The following is an 18,397-nucleotide window of genomic DNA, read 5'->3' as shown; positions in this document are numbered from 1 at the left end:
GCCGCCGTGGGTCCCCTCGGTGGCGAATCCGTAGTCTTCCCGACCAGGCCTAGGCGTGGAACGCGTCACTGCCCCGGCGGGCCCGACCAGTGCGCCCGTCCACATCAGCGCAGGTCACAGGGTTGCGCTGTCGCCGACTGGGGAGAGCGGGGGACACGGACACCGACCGCGACCCCGGACCACGGGCTCCATCGGCGCGCACGGCTGTAATAGTGGGGACGTGCGGCGCGATTCCCCCATCGTGCGAGCCGGAGACCACGAACCGACCGGTCACTCGGGGAGCTGACCACGGCGGTCACGGCCCGACCGGACTCCACGAAACGGTGAACCCCGACGGCCGGCGGAACCCGCTACGGGAACGTAGGCCACCCGTGGTCCCACGCCAGAGCGTGCGGTGGCCCACCCAGTCGGGGAAATCCGGGAAAGCCGGAATAGTTCGCTCGACGTCGTGGTTGAGGGGTGTTCCGGTGCGCACGATCTGGAGCGCATCTCCGCGTACTCCTCGAGCCGGTGAGTGAGCACCGTAGCCACCGTCCGGCCCGGCCCGCCGACAGGCGGCCATCCCTCCCCGCTCCACCAGCACGTGATCAGCGCGCGTGCCGACCAGGACGACACTCCGGGTCGGATGCCGTGCGTCCCCGTGACGGGCGCCCAGGTGCTCGCCACCGTCCGCTCTCGCCGTTCACCAACACCGGAGGTTCTGTCAGTTGGCTGCGGACCGCACCTCGCGGCAGGCATGGGTCATCTGGACCGCCGCCGTCATCGTCTACCTGGCCGCCGTGTTCCACCGGGGCTCCCTCTCCGTCGCCGGCCCGCTCGCGGGCGAGCGGTTCGCCGTGGGCTCGGCCGCGCTCGCCGTCTTCACCGTTCTCCAGCTCGGCGTCTACGCCGCGATGCAGGTACCCACCGGGGTCCTGGTCGACAAGTTCGGCGCCAAACGCGTCCTCATCGCCGCCACCGTGCTCCTGGGCCTCGGCCAGGTGCTCTTCGCGTTGGCCTCCTCCTACCCGGTCGCGTTGGGCGCCCGCGTCGTCGTGGGCGTGGGTGACGCCCTGACCTGGGTGAGCCTCCTGCGTCTTGTGGCCTCCCACTTCGCGGCGCGCAGCTACGCGATGGTCGTGTCCGTCTCCAGCGCGCTCGGCGCGCTCGGCGGGGTCATCGCCACCGTGCCGCTGTCGATGGCGCTGGGCAGCGCCGGGTGGACCCTCACCTTCATGGCCGTGGGCGCCGTGACCCTCGCCTACACCGCGGCCGTGTCCCTGGGCGTGCGCAACACCCCGGCCGGGCAACAGCCCACCCACGTCGCATCGCAGAACGTGCTCCGGCAGGTTCCCGCCGCGTGGAAGGTGGCCGGCACCAGGCTGGCCTTCTGGGTGCACTTCTCCACCGGGATGCTGCCGGGTGTGCTCGGGCTCCTCTGGGGCTACTCGTACCTCGTCGACGGCGTCGGCGTGGAGCCCGGCACCGCGAGCGTCCTGGTCGCCACCCTGGTCCTCACCGGCGTGCTGGGCGGCCCCATGGTCGGTGCGGTCATCGGCCGTCGCCCCGCCTCCCGCATGGGGATCGTCATCACCTACCTCGCCAGCTCCGTGGGCCTGTTGGCGGTGCTCTCGGCCTGGCCGGGGGGCCAGCCGCCGGTGCTGCTCGCCGCCGTGGCCTTCGTCGTGTTCGCCTCGGGCGGCCCGGTCTCCTCGGTGGCCTTCGCGCTGGTCCGTGACTACAACCCGATGGCCCAGGTGGGAACCGCCACCGGTGTCGCCAACGTCGGCGGCCACTCCGCGACCGCCATCGGGTCCCTGATCATCGGTCTGCTCCTCGACGTCGTCGGTCACCTGCCCGGCAACGAGGCCTACCGGGTGGCGCTGCTCGGCGCGGTCGCCCTCCTGCTCCTCGGCGGGGTCCGCACCGTGGTGTGGTGGCGCCGGGCCAGGGCCCAGGTCTTCGAGGCAGAGGAGCGTGGCGAGCAGGTGCCCGTCCGCCTCCGCCAGCGCCGCTGGGACCTGCCGACGGCGCCCGCTCGGGACACCGAGCCCGTCCCGGCGCCCGCCTGACCCCCACGTCCGCCCACCCACCAGGGCCAGGACGAACCGACCGGAGCACGAGTGCCCCCGCCCACGGCGGGGGCACTCGTCATGTCCACCCCCGGCGAGGGCCGGCACCGGACACCGGTTCCTCCTCCGTGACGGTACTTCCGCCAGGACGCCGGAAGTGCCACCCTGTTCCGCGGTGATCATGATCGGAGGAACCGGGTAGTGGACACCTCGACACGTCTCCCGGCCGAGCTGCGGCGCGCGCGGGTCGCGGTGGCGGTGCTGTTCTTCGCGAACGCCTTCGCCATGGCCAACATCGTGCCCCGCTACCCGGAGATCCGGGATGCCCTCGGCCTGAGCAACAGCGCGCTTGGCCTGGCCATCGCGGCCATGCCCACCGGGGCGCTCGTGGCGGGGCTGCTCGCCGGAGTGCTGTCCGGTCGGTTCGGCAGCGGCCGGGTCGCCGTCTGGTGCATGGTCGGAGCTGGGCTGGTGCTCCCCCTGGTGTCGGTGGTCGGTGGCTGGGCCGCCCTGGCCGCGGTGCTCTTCACCATGGGCGCGTTGGACGCCTGGGCAGACGCCGCCTCCAACGCGCACGGACTGCGGGTGCAACGCCGGTACGGGCGGTCCGTGCTGAACAGCTTCCACGGGGTGTGGAGCGTGGGGGCCGTGGCCGGCGGTGTGGTGTGCAGCGCGCTCATCGGGTTCGGTGTGCCCCTCACCTCGCACCTTCCCCTCGTGGGACTCGTGATCGTGTCGCTCGCGTTGGCCGCGCGCCCACACCTGCTGGCGGGGCCGGAGGCGAGCGAACGGGACCAGGAGAGCGCCTCGTCCCTCCCCTCGGCGCCCCGCGCCGCGTGGCCGGTCCTGCGCATGGTCGTCCTGGGCTGCCTGCTGCTGGCCGCCTGCGCCGTCGAGGACATCCCGTCCTCGTGGGGGGCCGCGTTGCTCCTCGACTCCTACGGTGCTCCCGCCGCGCTCGCCGGCGCCGTGTTCGTCGCCTTCCAGGCCGCGATGACCGTCGGGAGGTTCCTCGGCGACCGCATCACCGACCGGTACGGCCACGTGGCCGTCGGCCGGGCCGGAGGCCTGCTCATCACACTTCCCTTGGCACTGGCCCTTCCTTTCGACTCGGTTCCGGTGTTGATCGCCGCGTTCGCCTGCGCCGGGCTCGGTACCGCCACGCTGTTCCCGTCGGCGGTGCACGCGGCCGGGAACATCCCCGGTCTCCGCAGCGAACACGGGATCGCCATCGTCACCTGGTGCTCCCGTCTCGGCTTCCTGACGGTCCCGCCCCTCATCGGGGTGCTGTCGGACCTGCTCGACCTGCGGGTGGCGGTGGGGACGGCGATCGTTTTCGGGCTCTTGGTCCTCCTGCTGTCCGGTGCTCTGGTCCACCGCGATCGGCGGTGAGCGTCGTCCGGACCACCTCCACCCCCAGCCCGCCGGCGGGAGCCGGGAGGCCGGGTGCCGGGCGGCCCGAGGTGCGCCTCATGGGAGGGACCGGGCAGGGCAGGGAGGCACAGGCCAGTCGATTCGGTGGCACCGCCTCCCCGGCGGGCGGTGCCACCAGGCCCGCGACGCCGCCCGCCGCGTCCCTCCGCGATCATCACCGTCGCACGGCCACCCACCCGCCTTCGCGCCCGCACACCAGCCCGGCGTTCCTCAGCACAGCGAGGGTGGTCGCGGTCACGGCGGGGGCGACTCCGGACAGCACGGACACCTCGGCCGCGCTGCGCGTCCTGGCCGCGTCGAGCGAGTCCAGCACCCGCAACTGCTCCCCGCTCAACGCGTCCGTCGCCCTGGACGGCGAACCCGGACCCTGGTCCTCCGGAAGATCCGACCCGAGACGCCCGGCCGCCTCCGCGACGTCATCAGCGCTCGTGACGAGGAGCGCACCGCCATCCCGCAGCAGATCGTGGCACCCGACCGACATCAGCGAGGTCACCGGCCCCGGCACGGCCATCACGACCCTTCCCAACGCGGCCGCGGCTCCGGCCGTGTTCCGGGCACCACTGCGACGCCCGGCCTCCACCAGGACCAGACCCTCACCCAGTGCGGCGATCAGCCGGTTCCGCACCAGGAAACGGTGCCGGGCTGGGGGAGTGCCCGGTGGGTACTCGCTGACCACGGCCCCGCCCCCGGAGACGATCCTCCGCAGCAGCGTCTGGTGTCCGGCGGGGTACCCGGCGTCCAGGCCGCTGGCCAGGACCGCCATCGTCCGACCCCGCACGGCCAACGCGCCCCGGTGAGCGGCTCCGTCCACCCCGTACGCCGCACCCGACACCACGGTGAACCCCCGCCCGGCGAGGTCGTGCGCCAGCTCCGCCGCGACCTGCTCCCCGTAGCCGGTCGCGGCCCGGGCGCCCACCACCGAAACCGATCGCGCGCTCAGCGCCCCCAGTTCCCGGGCACCCCGGACCCACAGGGCCAGTGGCGAGCGACCCGGCCCCTGACCGGCCAGGCTCGCCTGGTCCAACCGCGAGAGGCGGTCCGAGGGCCAGTCCGCGTGTTCCGGTACCAGCAGCTCCGAACCCACCGCTCGCGCCGCCGCCGCCTCCTCCTCGCCGCACCACAGGTGACGACGGGCCTGGACCTCGTCGGTGACCTCACGAGGCGTCCTGCCGGTGCGCACCAGCTGGGCCGCGCGGACGGGACCGTGCTCGGCGACGAAGTCGCACAGCGACCGACCCGGTGGCTCGGCCACCCTCAGCAGGTAGGCGCGCGCCCGCAACACCTCCTCGCACACCTCGGTCATGCCGGCACCCTCCAATCCCGGAACTCCAACGCGCGGGTGACGTGCTCCGCCGTCGGCCTCTCCTCCTCGGCCAGGTCGCAGAGGGTCCACGCCACCCGCAGGCAACGATCCGCGCCTCGAGCGGTCACCGACCCGCTGCACAGGCCGCGGTCCAACACCGCCAACACCGTGGACGGGGGGCGGAACCGGCCCCGCAACGCCGACCCCGGCACCTCGGCGTTCGTGCGCCAGCCGTGGCCAGCCCACCGCTCACCGGCCCGCTGCCTCGCCCGCCGAACCCGTTCGCGCACCACGGCCGTGCTCTCCGGGGCCACGTCGGCCTCGGTCGGCGTCATGGCCAGCACCGGCCTGGTCCGGACCCGCAGGTCCACCCGATCCAACAGCGGCCCCGACAGCCGACCGAAGTACTTCCGCCGGGCCGTGGGCGAACACACGCAGTCGGTGTCCCGAGGCGGCGCGCACGGGCACAGGTTCGTCGCGAGCACCAGCTGGCAGCGAGCCGGGTAGCGCGCGATGCCGTGACTTCGCGCGATGCGCACCTCACCCTCCTCAACCGCCGTGCGGAGCGCCTCCAGCCGGTGCGCGCCGAACTCACAGGCCTCGTCGGCGAAGAGCACCCCACGATGCGCGCAGCTCACCGCCCCCGGCCGGGCCACCCCGGACCCACCCCCGACCAGCCCCGGCACGGTCGTGGCGTGGTGCGGTGCCACGAAGGGAGGGGAGGTGACCAGCGGTGCGTCCGGGGTCAGCAGCCCGGCGAGCGAGTGGATGGTGGTCACCTCGAGCGCGTCGGCGCGGGACAACTCGGGCAGCAGCCCGGTGAGCCGGCGGGCCAGCATCGTCTTCCCGGTGCCCGGAGGACCAGCGAGCAGGAGGTGGTGGCCGCCGGCCGCCGCGATCTCCAGCGCCCACCGCGCCGCGGGTTGCCCGACCACGTCGGCCAGTTCCGGGGCCTGCGGGCGTTCCGGCACGGTCGGGGCGGTCGAGCTCAGGGGCTCGTCCTCCCGCAGCCACCGCACCACGGCGCCCAGGTCCGCCGCGCCCAGTGCCCGCACGCCCTCCACGAGGGCCGCCTCAGGCAGGGCCTCGACGGGAACGACGGCGGTCCGCAACCCAGCGGCCCGCCCGGCGAGCAGCGCTGGTAGCACTCCACGCACCGCTCGCAACCGGCCGTCAAGGGCCAGCTCGCCGAACAGCAGCGTCCCGGCCAGCCGTTCAGCGGGAACGGCGCCGGCCGCGGCCAGCACGACACAGGCCAGCGCGAGGTCGTAACCGGCCCCGGTCTTCTGGAGGGCGGCGGGGGACAACGCCAGGGTGACGCGTTGCCTCGGCCAGCTCTCCCCGACGTTGCGGAGCGCGGCCCGGACGCGGTCCTTCGACTCGTTGACCACCGCGTCCAACCGCCCCAACAGCCGCACACCGGGCAACCCGGCCCCGACATCGGCCTCGATCTCGACCGGCACCCCGTCCACCCCCAGCAGGCCCACCGACCAGGCCTTCGCCATCGCCATGTCACGACACCCCCTGGAAGTGGCGCAGCGTGGCGGGCCCCCGCGTGGGCAACACGACGCTGACCACGTCGAAGCGGACCGCGCACCAGCCGACGTGGTAGCGGGACAACCACGCCGCGGTGAGCGTTCGGAGACGTTTCAGCTTCGCCGGGGTGACGGCCGAGGCAGGGTCCTCCGCCGATGGCCCGAACCGGGTTTTGACCTCGCAGACCACCAGCGTGTCGTCGTCGACCGCCACGACATCGAGCTCACCGTGCCGGCACCGCCAGTTGCGGCTGAGCACCACCAGTCCCTGGCGTTCCAGGTGTGCCACCGCGACGTCCTCACCCCACCGGCCTAGCTCGCGGGTGGGCACCACTCTCGTGGCGACCCCGACACCGCCGCACGTTCCGTCGCCCGCCTTCGTCATCGTGGCCCCCGTCCTCCGCTGCTTCCGCGGACAACAGTGGCCGACCACGCCCCGGTTTCGCGCCACCCCGGGCCTCGCCCTGTGGACAACCTCGCCCTGTGGACAACTCCCCTCGCGGTTCGGGCCGCCGGGTGCGCCGCCTGCCAGGGACGACGCGGGAGGAGCTCACCAGGGATGCTGCCAAGGACGTCGTCGACGGTCCTCGCCACCGGTCACGACGCGCTGAGGGCGACCAGACGAAGGAGGGTGGACGACGGACACCGGTGGCGATGCCGCGTGGACCAACCAGGGTGCTCGGTCGGCCTCAGGGACACACCTCGACCTGGCGGCCGGGAGCACGCGGGGGCCCCGGGGCCGGCAGCGGAGATCAGGCAGGGTCAGCGGAAGAGGCCGCCGCTGCCGTACTTCTTGTGCACGGCCTGCTTGCTGACACCGAGCACCTCGGCGATGCGGGCCCAGGAGACACCCGCCACCCGAGCCCGTCGCACCTGCACGGCCTCCAACCGTTCGGAACGGCGGCGCAGTTCCGCCGTGGCGCGCAGCGCGTCCAACGGGTCCTCGCCTTCGGCCGCGCTGACCAGATCCGCGAGCACACTGTCCGACATGTCGGCAACATACCCCGAGGCCGCCACGGTCGGGCCACCTCGGGGCCGGCGGAAGGCGGCGGCCAGCCGATCATCATCGTGCCGCCGGTCACCTCCCACCGGCAGCGCTCAGCCGGACGTCGAGAACGACACCGAGTACAGCTGGCCCGGGAGGTCGTTGACCAGGTAGAGCTCGCCGTCGGCGTCCGTGCCGAAGGTGGTCACCTGGATCGGGGTCTCCCCGATCACGGCGCTCTCGTACCCGTCCTCACCCGGCACCACCCCCCAGGCGGTGGCCGAGCAGTAGTCCGCGGTCACGTAGGTGCCGGCGGCGATGTCCTCGTACAGTTCACCCCGGTAGACGTGCCCACCGATGATCGCGCACCCGTCCAGGGACGTGCGGTACCAGAAGACCGGGTCCACGTAGTCGATGTCCTCCTCACAGCGGGATTCGTCGAAGGTCGCTGGTCCCTCCAGGCAGGACCAGCCGAAGTGGGCCCCCGCGAGGTCCGCGGGCACGTGGTTGATCTCCTCGTAGGCACCCTGCCCGACATCGGCGATCCACAGCGTCTCGTCGACGTGGTCGAAGGAGAAGCGCCAGGCGTTGCGCAGCCCGTAGGACCAGATCTCGGGCTTCGCCTCCGCGTTGTCGACGAAGGGGTTGTCCTCGGGGACGCAGTAGCCGGCGGCCGCGCAGTCCGGTCCCACGTCGATGCGGACTATTTTCCCGAGCAGGGTGCCCAGGTCGGTCGCGTTGTTGTCGGGGTCCCCCGAACCGCCGCCGTCGCCGAGGCTCCAGTAGAGGTGTCCGTCGGGGCCGAACGCCACCTCCCCACCGTTGTGGTTGTTGTAGGTGGGATGTTCCTCGGTGAGCAGCACCTCTTCGCTGGCCGGGTCGATCGCCCGCTCGGCGGCGGTGTCCAGGGTGAAGCGCGAGAGGGTGACGTCGCCGTCGGGCTGGCTGGTGTAGCTCACGTACACCTGCGGGTTGGTGGTGAAGTCAGGGGCGGTGGCGATCCCGAGCAGACCGCGCTCGTTGCCGGCACCGTTCACCCGGTCGACGATGTCCAGCAGGGGAGACGAGGACAGGCCGGTGTCGGGGTGGTAGCTGCGGACCGTCCCGGGTTTCTCGGTGATGAAGAGCCGACCGCTGCCGTCGTCGGGCGCGGCGATCGCGGTGGGGCGGGAGAGTCCGCTGGCCACGAGTGTCGTGTCCAGGGAGAGCTGGTCCAGGTTGGCCGTGTCGGCGTTCTCCGTCGCCTCTGCAGCGGGAACGTGCGCGGTACCGCCGACCGGGGTGGACGTGGTGGCTCCTACTAAGAGGGGGACGAGTGCGACCGAGACGGCCGCGGACAGACGGGTCGTCAACCGATGGTGCGGCATGAAGCCTCCTACCGGAAACGGGTTCTTCGTCGAACACGCGTTGGTATCCCGTGCGAACACAGGTCAGGATTCGGTGCGCCCGCAAGGGTAACGTGGAGTTTCGTCAGGAAAGGAAGTCGCGCGTCATTCGGAGCAGTCCCGGATGGCGCGGACGAACGCACGCGATGGGAATGGGGGACCAGTCCCGTTATTCTGGCCTCTCGGCCAACTGCGTGAAAATCGCTGCCCTCCGTTCTGGGCCTGGCGGCGACGGCGCGCCCCACCCGCTGCCGCTGGGCGATATGGCCGGTGATCAGCGCGTCGCCGAGGTGCGGCCGGCCTTGGGAACACGATGTGGGTCGTTTCGGACACCAGTTGTGGAATGGGTGCCGGAAGTGCGGTCGTCCCGTCTGGTGGGCTGGATCGAATGGCCCAGTTCCCCATCGTTCGTCCGGCCCTGGGCGGATGGCCCAGTCGAACTCCAACCGGGGTTCCGGCTATTTCCGTGCCCGCGGGGTCGGCGGGTGGGGGAATTCGTCCCGGGAGGCCAGAGGTGGCGGGACCGACCGATCACGAACGCGGTGGACGGTCCTCGACCGAATCGCCACGGATGCCCTCGGAGGTGGCACGGCCAGACCTTTCGTCGGCTGCGCGGGGACGGGTGTGACCAGATGTACCGGAGCGGAGCTGGCTGTGGGCCCGAGGACGTCCGACCCCAAACAAATTTCAGAAATATTTATCGCTTCAGTCTCAACTAAAACCAGTCCTCAAAAAAACAGAAGGAAAAACCGCCACGACCCGTGGAAACCCCCTCAGGACGAACCGGCAGCCCTCAGCATTCGAAGGCGGACAGGCATCGCTGACGAGCTGGACGGGTCACCGGGCCGGCGGGGCGAGGCTGAGCGCGCGGAGAGCGGGCAGATCTCCGCAGCCCGTGCAGTGCAGGGCGACGCGCAGTTCCCACAGGAAGTTCTCGATCCAGGCCCGCACGGCATCCGCTGACTCCGTGGCGGGCCGGAGGAGGGGCCGCGCGACCGCGACCACGTCGGCGCCCAACGCCAGCGCCTTGGCGGCCTCGGTGCCGGTGCGGATACCGCCGGAGGCGATCACGGGGAAGCCCGGCAGGGCTCGTCGGATCTCGGTGAGGGCCTGCGCGGTGGGCAGCCCCCACTCGGCAAGCTCGGGGTGCCGGACGGCTCCGTAGCGGACGTACTGCTCGACCTTGGCCCACGAGGTGCCGCCGGCGCCCGCCACGTCCACCGCGGCCGCTCCCACCTCGGCGACCCGAGTGGCGACTCCCGCTCCCAGGCCGTGTCCCACCTCCTTGACCAGGATCGGGAAGGGGACGGCCTCGATCACCTCGCCGAGCCGGCCCACGAGGCCACGGAAGTCGGTGTCACCGTCCTCCTGCACCGCTTCCTGGAGCGGGTTGGTGTGGAACGCCAGGGCGTCCGCCTCCACGTCCCGGACCGCGCGCAACACCTCCGCGGCGCCGTACCCCTTGTTCAGTTGAGCCGCCCCCAGGTTCCCGATCAGCAGGGCGTCCGGAGCGAGATCGCGCACGGCGAACGACGAGGTGACCTCGGGTCTGGCCAACATGATGCGTTGGGAGCCCAACATCAGGCCCACCCCGAGCTGTTGCGCCGCCGTGGCGAGGTTGCGGTTGATGCGGGCGGCGAGCTCCGCTCCTCCGGTCATCGCCCCGATGAGGAGCGGCGCTCGCAGGGGCCTCCCGAGGAACCTGGTCGACAGGTCGACGGAGGCCAGGTCGGTCTCGGGCAGCGCGGAGTACGGGAGGTCGTACCGCTCCAGGCCGGTGGTCCTCGTGGTGTAGTCGACGTCGTGGCGCAGGCACGCCTCGATGTGCCGTAACTTCCGCGAACGGATGTCCCCACCCGCGTCACGGTCTGCTCGGCTGGTCACGGAATGCGCCCCCCGGATCCCTTCGCGTGCTCCCGGCGGGGGAGCGGCTTGGTCTGGTCGTGTTGGCTGACGGAGGCATTATGACCGGGTGGGCGTCGAAGTGCCCGTCCTCAGCCGAGGACGGAGGAGTAGCCGTTGATCGCGGGTTGACCGCCCAGGTGCGCGAACAGGACCGTGGAGTCCTCCGGGATCTCCCGTCGCCGCACCAGGTCGATCAGCCCGGCCATCGACTTCCCCTCGTACACCGGGTCGGTGATCATGCCCTCCAACCGGGCGGCCGTCCCGATCGCGGCCAGGGTGGTGTCGTCCGGGACACCGTACACACCACCGTGGTAGCGGTCGTCGAGCACGATCTCCGCCTCCTCCAGTTCCCGCTCGACGCCCAGTAGCCTGGCGGTGGCCCTGGCGATCCGGCTGACCTGCCCCCTGGTCGCGGTGGGGTTCGCTGACCCGTCGATCCCGATGATGCGGCGCGGTCGGGGGCTCAGCGCGTTTCCCGCGATCATGCCGGCCTGGGTGCTCCCGGTGACCGAGCAGACCACGACGGTGTCGAAGTGGACGCCCAGCTCGGCCTCCTGGGTTTCGAGTTCGCGGATCCAGCCGGCGAAGCCGAGGCCGCCCAGTCGGTGGTCGGAGCCGCCGGCGGGGATGGGGTAGGGGCTCCCGCCGGCAGCTCGGACCTCAGCGATGGCCTTTTCCCAGCTTTCCTTCACGCCGATGCCGAAGTCGGCGTCCACGAGTCTGACGTCGGCGCCGAGCATGCGGGAGAGCTGGATGTTCCCGACCCGGTCGTAGTTGTCGTCGGCCCAGTTCACCCAGCTCTCCTGGACGAGTACGGCCCGGAGGCCGGCGCGGGCCGCGGCGGCGGCCACCTGGCGGGTGTGGTTCGACTGCACGCCGCCGATGGAGACCAGGGTGTCCGCTCCGGTGGCCAGCGCGTCGGCGACCAGGTACTCGAGCTTGCGGGTCTTGTTGCCACCGAAGGCGAGGCCGGAGTTGAGGTCCTCGCGTTTCGCCCAGATGCGGGCGCCACCGAGTTCCTGGCTGAGGCGGTCGAGGGGGTGCAGCGGAGAGGGGCCGAGCAGGAGGGGGAAACGGGGGAAGCCGTCGAGGGACATGGTTTCCTTCCGGTGGGCCGGGTGGTCAGGTGGTGGGGTGGGTGACTCGGTGTCCTTCGTCGTCCGTGTGCTGGTGGGGCGCTGGTGTGGTGGGGAGGTCGAGCAAGGGGCGGAGCGTGTTCCAGTTGGTGCGGGTGGCCCGCGCCGCGTTCTCGGCGTCGCCCTGGGTGCACAGGTTGAGGATGTGGTCGTGTTGGGCGACGGAGTCCCGTCCGGTGAGCGCGGAGAACCTGAGGCGTTCCACGCGTCGGAGCAGGGGGGTGAACTGGTCGAGGACGGCGGTGATGGCGTGGTTGGCCGCTGCTGAGACGGCGACGGAGTGGAAGGCGTCGTCGGCGGCGATGGCGGCGTCGGGGTCGCCGGCTTCCAGTGCGGCGGCCAGTTGGTGGTTGGCGGTGCGCATGGCGTTGTGGTGGGTGGGGCCCAGGTGGGGGGTGGCTTCGCGGACGGCGAGTTCGTGCATCGCCGAGACGACGAGTTGTGCGTCGTGGACCTGTCGGGGGTTGAGGGGGGCGACGACGGTGGAGCGGCCGGGGACGGTGTGGACCAGGCCGGCCTGTTCCAGGCGGGCGAGTGCTTCTCTGATAGGGGTTCGGCTGACTCCGAGCCAGTGTTCGAGTTCGGTGTCGCGGAGGCGTTCACCGGGTGCGAGTGTGCCGGTGACGATGGCGTCTCGGAGCAGGTGGAAGGCGTTGTCGCGGAGGAGGGTGCGGCGGAGTTGGGGTTGGGTGGGGTGGGGGACGGGCATGCGAAATATTGCATTTCGGGTGGCGTCGTCGTCAACCCCGGTGTGGTGGTGGGGCCGGGTTCGGTGGCGGGGGCGTGGCGGTCTGGATCGTGGTGTGGTGATCGGGTAGGGAGTGGGGTGTGACTGATCTGATCGCGGTGACGGGTGCGAGTGGCCAGTTGGGGCGTCGTGTCGTGCGTCGTCTCGCCGAGCGGGGGGCCCGCCAGCGGGTGGTGGTTCGGGATCCGGGTCGGGTTCCGGTGGGGGCGGGTGCCGCGGAGGTGGCGGTGGCGTCCTTCGAGGAGGAGGCGGCGTTGGTTGAGGCGTTTCGGGGGGTGCGGACGGTGTTCCTGGTGTCGGCGCCGGAGGCGGCTGATCGGATGCCGTTGCACCGGGCGGCGGTGCGGGCGGCGGTGGCGGCGGGGGTTGAGCGGGTGGTCTACACGTCGTTCATGGGGGCGGCTCCTCGGGCGAGTTTCCGGTTCGCGCGGGAGCACGGGGAGACCGAGCGGCTGATCAGCGGCGCGGGGCTGCGGTTGACGTCGTTGCGCAACACGTTCTACGCGGATGTGGCGCCGGGGTTCGTGGGGGAGGACGGGGTGCTTTCGGCTCCGGCTGGGGGTGGTCGGGTGGCGTGGGTGGCTCGGGAGGATGTGGCCCGGTTGGCGGTGGAGGTGTTGGTGGACGAGGTGCACGCGGATCAGGTGTATGACGTGTCGGGGCCGTGTGCTCTTGGTTTCGGGGAGACGGTGCGGGTGTTGTCGGAGGTGACCGGGCGGAACATCCGGTACCGGGAGGAGACGGTGGAGGAGGCGGTGCGGGCGCGGGCAGGGGCGGCGGAGTGGCAGGTGGATGCGTGGGTGGGGTCGTACCTGGCGGTGGCCTCGGGGGAGAGTTCGGTGACCAGTCACACGGTTCAGGCGGTGACGGGTGTGCGTCCGTGGACGTTCGGGGAGTTCCTGGAGGCTGAGCCGGAGGTGTGGCGTCACCTTGCCCGCCGGTAGGGGTTGGTCGGGGCCGGGGTGCGCTGGTCGTGGTGCGCGGTGTGGTCCCCGGTGCGTTCCGCGTCGAGGTGCTCCTCGGTGGCCGTTGGAGGGGGACTGGGCCGGGGTCGTGTGGGGGTTGGGCCGGTCGGGGTAGGTGGTGCGGGGTGGGGTGGGGGAAGTTGGGGTGGGTGGTGTGTGGAGGTCTGTACCTGGGGGTATGGGCGGGGTAGCTTCCTGTTCCGGGCGCGCACCTGTACTCACGAGAAGTCAGGAGAGCGGTATGCCTTGGGTACGTGGACTTGTCGTCGTCGGGTTGGCGGCGGGGTTGGGGTTGGCCGGGCCGGTGGTGGTTGCCGGGGCCGGGGATCGTGCGGGGGTCGGGGTCGCGCAGGACGTTCCGTTGCGTGATCTGGCCGCTGAGCGTGGGGTGCGCATCGGGAGCGCCGCCACGGTCGAGGAGCTGCGGGACGGTGAGTACGCGGCGGTGTCCGCGCGGGAGTTCGACATGCTCACGCCGGGCAATGACATGAAGTGGGATGCGACCGAGCCGGCGCGTGGTGTGTTCAGTTTCGAGCGGGGGGACGCCGTCGTGGAGGCGGCGAGGGCGGCGGGGCAGCAGGTTCGTGGCCACACGTTGGTGTGGCACAGCCAGTTGCCGGGGTGGTTGACCGAGGGGGACTTCTCGGCGGTGGAGTTGGACGGGATCATGCGTCACCACATCGCGGAGGTCGCTGGTCACTACCGGGGTGAGGTGTATGCGTGGGATGTGGTGAACGAGCCGTTCAACGAGGATGGTTCGTTGCGGGACACGTTGTGGACCAGGGCGTTCGGTGTGGATTACGTGGCGACGGCGTTGCGGGCGGCGCGGGAGGCTGATCCGGGGGCCAAGTTGTACGTCAATGACTACAACGTGGAGGGGCTGAACGCGAAGAGTGATGCGTTGTACGAGTTGGCGCGGGATCTGGTGGCGGCGGGGGTGCCGTTGGACGGGGTGGGTCTTCAGGGGCATCTGATCGTGGGGGCGGTGCCGGGTGGGATCCGGGAGAACATCGAGCGGTTCGCGGCGTTGGGGTTGGACGTGGCGATCACGGAGCTGGATATTCGGATGGGGTTGCCGGTGACGGCGGAGAAGTTGGCCACGCAGGCGGAGGACTACCGTGCGGTGGTGGAGGCCTGCCTGGCGGTGTCGCGGTGTGTGAGTGTGACGACGTGGGGTTTCACGGATCGGTATTCGTGGATCCCGGACCACTTCCCGGGGGAGGGGGCGGCGTTGCTCTTCGATGAGGATCTGCGGCCCAAGCCCGCCTATGACGCGGTGCACCAGGCGTTCGGTGGTGGTGGAGCGCCGGTGGAGGGTTGTCGTGTGGGTTATCGGGTGACGCACAGCTGGTCGACGGGGTTCAGTGGTGAGGTCGTGGTGACGAACGTGTCGGGTCGGCCGGTGAGCGGGTGGATCCTGGAGTGGGATTTCCCTTCCGGGCAGCGGATTGATCACGGGTGGAACGCGGTGTTCTCGCAGGAGGGCACGGCGGTTCGTGCGAGGGATGAGGGGTGGAACGCGACGATCGGGGTGGGAGGTTCGGTCACGGTCGGGTTCACTGCGCGTCATGCCGGGTCCAATGAGGCTCCGGTGTCGTTCCGGTTGAATTCGGCGGGGTGTGACGGCTGAGTTCGTTGGGGTGCCGGCGGGGTGCGGTGTGGTGGCCGTACCCCGCCGTCGTGTTGTGCGGGGTGTTCGGGTTCCGGGTGGTGGGGGTTGGGGGATCTTGTTGTGTTGGGTGCGGGGAAAGGCTCGACGGGACACCCTGGTGTGGCGCGTTTCCGCGTCGAGCGGGAGCGGTGCGCGGCGTGGCGGTGAGTGGCGTGGCGGTGAGTGGCGTGGCGGGGGCTGAGTGTGGGAGGCGGTTGTGGTGGTGTCGTTGTTCGAGGTCGGCGGGTATGTCGGGTGGGTGTGGGCGTTTGCTCGGGGTGGGGGTGGAGTTGTTCGCGGGGGGTGCGCGCCTTGTGTGTGTGTGGGCGGGAACGGGGCCGGAAGTCGACGGGGTGGCCGTGTCGGCGGGTGTGGGCCGGCCGGTCGTCGGCAGTTGCGGGTGGATGGGGTGGTGTGGCGTGGCGTGCTTCTGGTCTGGCGGAGGCGTGTTCCGCTGGTATCGCGGTGCGTCGTCCGGGGCCGCGCCGGTGATCCGCGGTCGCGGAGGACGTGTTCATGGGTGGTTCGCGGGCGTGGTTCGGGCGGTGGGTTGTTGGGTGGCGGATGTGGTTCGCGGGCGTGGGGTTGTTCGATTGGCTGGGGGTGGATCTGGATCCGTGGCGGCCGGTGGGGGCTGTCGATCGCGGATCAGCGGTGTGTCGAGATCGCGCGGGCTCTGTCGTGGGATGCGCGGGTGATCGTGATGGACGATGCGATGTCGGCGTTGACTGAGGGGGGTGGTGTTCGGTCCTGCGGGTGGAGGTGACCGAACTGCCGTGGGGGGTCGGCGTCGCCGGTAAGGAGCCGGCCGGGTTCGAGGCCCGGGGGAGTGCCTTGCGGGGCTGTCGGGATGCGGCGGTGGGCCGGGTCGGGGTGTCCCGGCCGTCGGCACCCGCGTCGGTGTGCTGGGGATGTGGGGGTGTGGGGCTGGGCGGCCGGGTGGCGGTCAGGATGCGGATCGCGCCGGTTGGGGGGTGGTGGTGTTCGCCGTGCCGGTCCCGGCGGGGGAGGGGTGGTCGGGCAGGGGCGCGAACCGGCGGAGTCGTGCGCTGTTGAGCACGACGAACACCGAGCTGAAGGCCATCGCCGCGCCGGCGAGCATGGGGTTGAGCAGTCCGGCGGCGGCCAGGGGGAGCGCGGCCACGTTGTAGGCGAACGCCCAGAACAGGTTGCCCCGGATGGTGCCCAGGGTGCGGCGGGACAGCCGCACCGCTTCGGCGGCGGCTCGCAGGTCGCCGCGCATCAGGGTCAGGTCGCTGGCGGCGATGGCGGCGTCGGTTCCGGTGCCCATCGCCAGGCCGAGGTCGGCCTGGGCCAGCGCGGCGGCGTCGTTCACGCCGTCGCCGACCATGGCCACTACGCGGCCCTCCTGCTGGAGCCGGCGGACGACGTCGACCTTGTCCTGGGGGAGGACCTCGGCGATGACCTCGGTGATGCCGACGTCGTGGGCGACGGCGGTGGCGACGGTCCTGTTGTCCCCGGTGAGCAGGACCGGGGACAGCCCGAGGCGGCGGAGCCGTTGGACGGCTTGGGCGGAGGTGGGGCGCACCGCGTCGGCGACGACCAGCAGTCCTCGGGCCTGCCCGTCCCAGGCGACGGCGACGACGGTGCCGCCGCGTGCTTCGGCGTGGTCTCGGGCCGAGGCGAGTTCGGCGGGTAGCTGGTAGCCGTGGTCGGTGAGGAGGGCGGGGCGTCCGACGAGGACGGTGTGGCCCTCGACGTGGCCGGACACTCCGAGGCCGGGGGTGGCGTGGAAGTCCGTGACGGCGGGTGGTGCGCCGAGTTCGTCGGTGGCGGCCGTGGCCACGGCGCGGGCGATGGGGTGTTCCGAGGCGTGTTCCACGGCCGCGGCCCTGCGCAGGACGGTGTGGCGGGTTTCGCCTTCGGCGGGGATCACCTCGCGCAGCGTCATCTGGCCGGTGGTGACGGTGCCGGTCTTGTCGAGCACGACGGTGTCGACGCGGCGGGTGGACTCCAGTACCTCGGGGCCTCGGATGAGGATGCCCAGTTGGGCGCCTCGGCCCGTGCCGACCATCAGGGCCATCGGGGTGGCCAGGCCCAGGGCGCAGGGGCAGGCGATGATCAGGACGGCGACGGCGGCGGTGAACGCGGCGGCCGCGCCGGCGTCGGCTCCCAGCCAGAACCCGAGGGTGCCGGCGGCCAGCAGCAGGACCAGGGGGACGAAGACGGCGGAGATGCGGTCGGCGAGCCGTTGCGCGGCTGCCTTGCCGTTCTGCGCCTGTTCGACCAGTCGGGCCATCTGGGCGAGTTGGGTGTGGGCGCCGACGTGGGTGGCGCGGACGACGATGCGGCCGCCGGAGTTGATGGTGGCGCCCACGACGGTGTCGCCGGGGCCGACCTCGACGGGCACTGATTCGCCGGTGAGCAGGGAGGCGTCGATCGCCGAGGAGCCGTCGAGGACGGTGCCGTCGGTGGCGATCTTCTCCCCGGGGCGGACCAGGAACTCGTCGCCGACGGTGAGGTCGTCGATGGGTATCCGTCGTTCCTGGCCGTGGTGCAGGACGGTGACCTCACGGGCGCCCATCTCCAGCAGGGCCCGCAGGGCTTGTCCGGCGCGGCGTTTGGACCGGGCTTCCAGGTAGCGGCCGGCCAGGATGAAGGTGGTGACGCCGGCGGCGGCCTCGAGGTAGATGTGGGCGGCGCCGTCGCCGCGGGTGATGGTGAGTTCGAAGGGGTGGGTGAGGCCGGGTGTGCCGGCCGTGCCCAGGAACAGCGCGTACACGGACCAGCCCAGGGCGGCGAGGGTGCCCAGGGAGATGAGGGTGTCCATGGTGGCGGTGGCGTGTCGGAGGTTGATCCAGGCCGCCCGGTGGAAGGGCCAGGCCCCGTAGGCCACGACCGGGGCGGCCAGGGTCAGGGAGAGCCATTGCCAGTAGGTGAACTGGAGGGCGGGGACCATCGCCATGGCGATGACCGGGATCGACAGCAGCAGGGAGATCAGGAGGCGGTGCCGCAGGGGGGTGAGGGGGTCGGTGGGGTCGTCGCCGCGTTGGGTGTCGGTGGTGGCGGGGGGTGCGGGGAGGGTCGCGGTGTAGCCGGCGCGTTCGACCTGGTCGATGAGGTCCTGGGGGCGCAGGGTCGCGGGGTGGGTGATGCGGGCGCGTTCGGTGGCGTAGTTGACGGTGGCGACGACGCCGTCGAGCTTGTTCAGCCGGCGTTCGATCCGGGCGGCGCAGGAGGCGCAGGTCATGCCGCCGATGTCGAGTTCGAGGTCGCCGGTCGTGGTGGGTGGGGTGTTGGTGGTCATCGTGGTGGTCCTCTTCCTGCGGCCTGCGGGG

13 protein-coding genes are annotated in these 18,397 nt (G+C 71.6%); 4 read left to right on the top strand and 9 right to left on the bottom strand.

The window, feature by feature from the left end; genetic code table 11:
* Positions 1-707 precede the first annotated feature (707 nt).
* Entirely contained in the window at positions 708-2,051 is a 1,344-nt protein-coding gene (locus C1701_RS24960; protein WP_030104968.1) for an MFS transporter, read from the top strand.
* A gap of 201 nt (positions 2,052-2,252) precedes the next feature.
* Positions 2,253-3,443, top strand: a complete 1,191-nt coding sequence (locus C1701_RS24955; RefSeq protein ID WP_035274065.1) for an MFS transporter — start codon at positions 2,253-2,255, stop codon at positions 3,441-3,443.
* Positions 3,444-3,639: 196 nt separating this feature from the next.
* Here the strand turns inward: C1701_RS24955 and dprA are convergent, their stop codons facing one another.
* From dprA to C1701_RS24915, 8 genes are all read right to left on the bottom strand, one after another.
* The gene (gene dprA / locus C1701_RS24950; RefSeq protein WP_051313665.1) at positions 3,640-4,788 is read right to left on the bottom strand and encodes a DNA-processing protein DprA; all 1,149 of its coding nucleotides are present in this window, start codon (positions 4,786-4,788) and stop codon (positions 3,640-3,642) included.
* The gene (locus C1701_RS24945; RefSeq protein WP_026417991.1) at positions 4,785-6,299 is read right to left on the bottom strand and encodes a YifB family Mg chelatase-like AAA ATPase; all 1,515 of its coding nucleotides are present in this window, start codon (positions 6,297-6,299) and stop codon (positions 4,785-4,787) included. The genes dprA and C1701_RS24945 overlap by 4 nt, the downstream gene beginning before the upstream one ends.
* 1 nt (position 6,300) lies before the next feature.
* The gene (locus tag C1701_RS24940; RefSeq protein WP_103056735.1) at positions 6,301-6,708 is read right to left on the bottom strand and encodes a YraN family protein; all 408 of its coding nucleotides are present in this window, start codon (positions 6,706-6,708) and stop codon (positions 6,301-6,303) included.
* A gap of 377 nt (positions 6,709-7,085) precedes the next feature.
* Positions 7,086-7,313 carry a hypothetical protein gene (locus C1701_RS24935; RefSeq protein ID WP_026417993.1) on the bottom strand — a complete coding sequence of 76 codons (228 nt, stop codon included), beginning with the start codon at positions 7,311-7,313 and terminating at the stop codon, positions 7,086-7,088.
* Between the two features lie 108 nt (positions 7,314-7,421).
* The gene (locus C1701_RS24930) at positions 7,422-8,675 is read right to left on the bottom strand and encodes a PQQ-dependent sugar dehydrogenase (protein WP_051313668.1); all 1,254 of its coding nucleotides are present in this window, start codon (positions 8,673-8,675) and stop codon (positions 7,422-7,424) included.
* 855 nt (positions 8,676-9,530) lie between these two features.
* Complete coding sequence (gene fni / locus C1701_RS24925) at positions 9,531-10,577, bottom strand: type 2 isopentenyl-diphosphate Delta-isomerase (protein WP_103056734.1); 1,047 nt, start codon at positions 10,575-10,577, stop codon at positions 9,531-9,533.
* 110 nt (positions 10,578-10,687) lie between these two features.
* The gene (locus tag C1701_RS24920; protein ID WP_026417995.1) at positions 10,688-11,695 is read right to left on the bottom strand and encodes a 1-aminocyclopropane-1-carboxylate deaminase; all 1,008 of its coding nucleotides are present in this window, start codon (positions 11,693-11,695) and stop codon (positions 10,688-10,690) included.
* A gap of 25 nt (positions 11,696-11,720) precedes the next feature.
* Entirely contained in the window at positions 11,721-12,443 is a 723-nt protein-coding gene (locus C1701_RS24915; RefSeq protein ID WP_103056733.1) for a GntR family transcriptional regulator, read from the bottom strand.
* Between the two features lie 119 nt (positions 12,444-12,562).
* Here C1701_RS24915 and C1701_RS24910 point away from each other — a divergent pair, with 119 nt between their 5' ends.
* Both C1701_RS24910 and C1701_RS24905 read left to right on the top strand, forming a co-directional pair.
* Entirely contained in the window at positions 12,563-13,426 is an 864-nt protein-coding gene (locus tag C1701_RS24910; RefSeq protein WP_035291626.1) for an SDR family oxidoreductase, read from the top strand.
* A 262-nt stretch (positions 13,427-13,688) separates the two neighbouring features.
* Positions 13,689-15,077 (top strand): endo-1,4-beta-xylanase, encoded by a 1,389-nt coding sequence (locus tag C1701_RS24905; protein ID WP_103056732.1) that lies wholly within the window; start codon positions 13,689-13,691, stop codon positions 15,075-15,077.
* A gap of 967 nt (positions 15,078-16,044) precedes the next feature.
* On the opposite strand, the gene C1701_RS24900 is transcribed toward C1701_RS24905, so the two are convergent.
* Entirely contained in the window at positions 16,045-18,366 is a 2,322-nt protein-coding gene (locus tag C1701_RS24900) for a heavy metal translocating P-type ATPase (RefSeq protein WP_103056731.1), read from the bottom strand.
* Positions 18,367-18,397 lie beyond the last annotated feature (31 nt).

This window comes from Actinoalloteichus sp. AHMU CJ021 (assembly GCF_002895405.1).
Taxonomy (GTDB): domain Bacteria; phylum Actinomycetota; class Actinomycetes; order Mycobacteriales; family Pseudonocardiaceae; genus Actinoalloteichus_B; species Actinoalloteichus_B caeruleus.
The sequence above is the reverse complement of the archived record's forward strand: the minus strand, read 5'-3'. Positions and strand labels throughout refer to the sequence as shown.

Bases quoted from the DNA above. Each gene is read 5' to 3' on its own strand.
- dprA (WP_051313665.1), bottom strand. From the start codon at position 4,788: ATGACCGAGGTGTGCGAGGAGGTGTTGCGGGCGCGCGCCTACCTGCTG.
- C1701_RS24945 (WP_026417991.1), bottom strand. From the start codon at position 6,299: ATGGCGATGGCGAAGGCCTGGTCGGTGGGCCTGCTGGGGGTGGACGGG.
- C1701_RS24940 (WP_103056735.1), bottom strand. From the start codon at position 6,708: ATGACGAAGGCGGGCGACGGAACGTGCGGCGGTGTCGGGGTCGCCACG.
- C1701_RS24935 (WP_026417993.1), bottom strand. From the start codon at position 7,313: ATGTCGGACAGTGTGCTCGCGGATCTGGTCAGCGCGGCCGAAGGCGAG.
- C1701_RS24930 (WP_051313668.1), bottom strand. From the start codon at position 8,675: ATGCCGCACCATCGGTTGACGACCCGTCTGTCCGCGGCCGTCTCGGTC.
- C1701_RS24920 (WP_026417995.1), bottom strand. From the start codon at position 11,695: ATGTCCCTCGACGGCTTCCCCCGTTTCCCCCTCCTGCTCGGCCCCTCT.
- C1701_RS24915 (WP_103056733.1), bottom strand. From the start codon at position 12,443: ATGCCCGTCCCCCACCCCACCCAACCCCAACTCCGCCGCACCCTCCTC.
- C1701_RS24905 (WP_103056732.1), top strand. From the start codon at position 13,689: ATGCCTTGGGTACGTGGACTTGTCGTCGTCGGGTTGGCGGCGGGGTTG.
- C1701_RS24900 (WP_103056731.1), bottom strand. From the start codon at position 18,366: ATGACCACCAACACCCCACCCACCACGACCGGCGACCTCGAACTCGAC.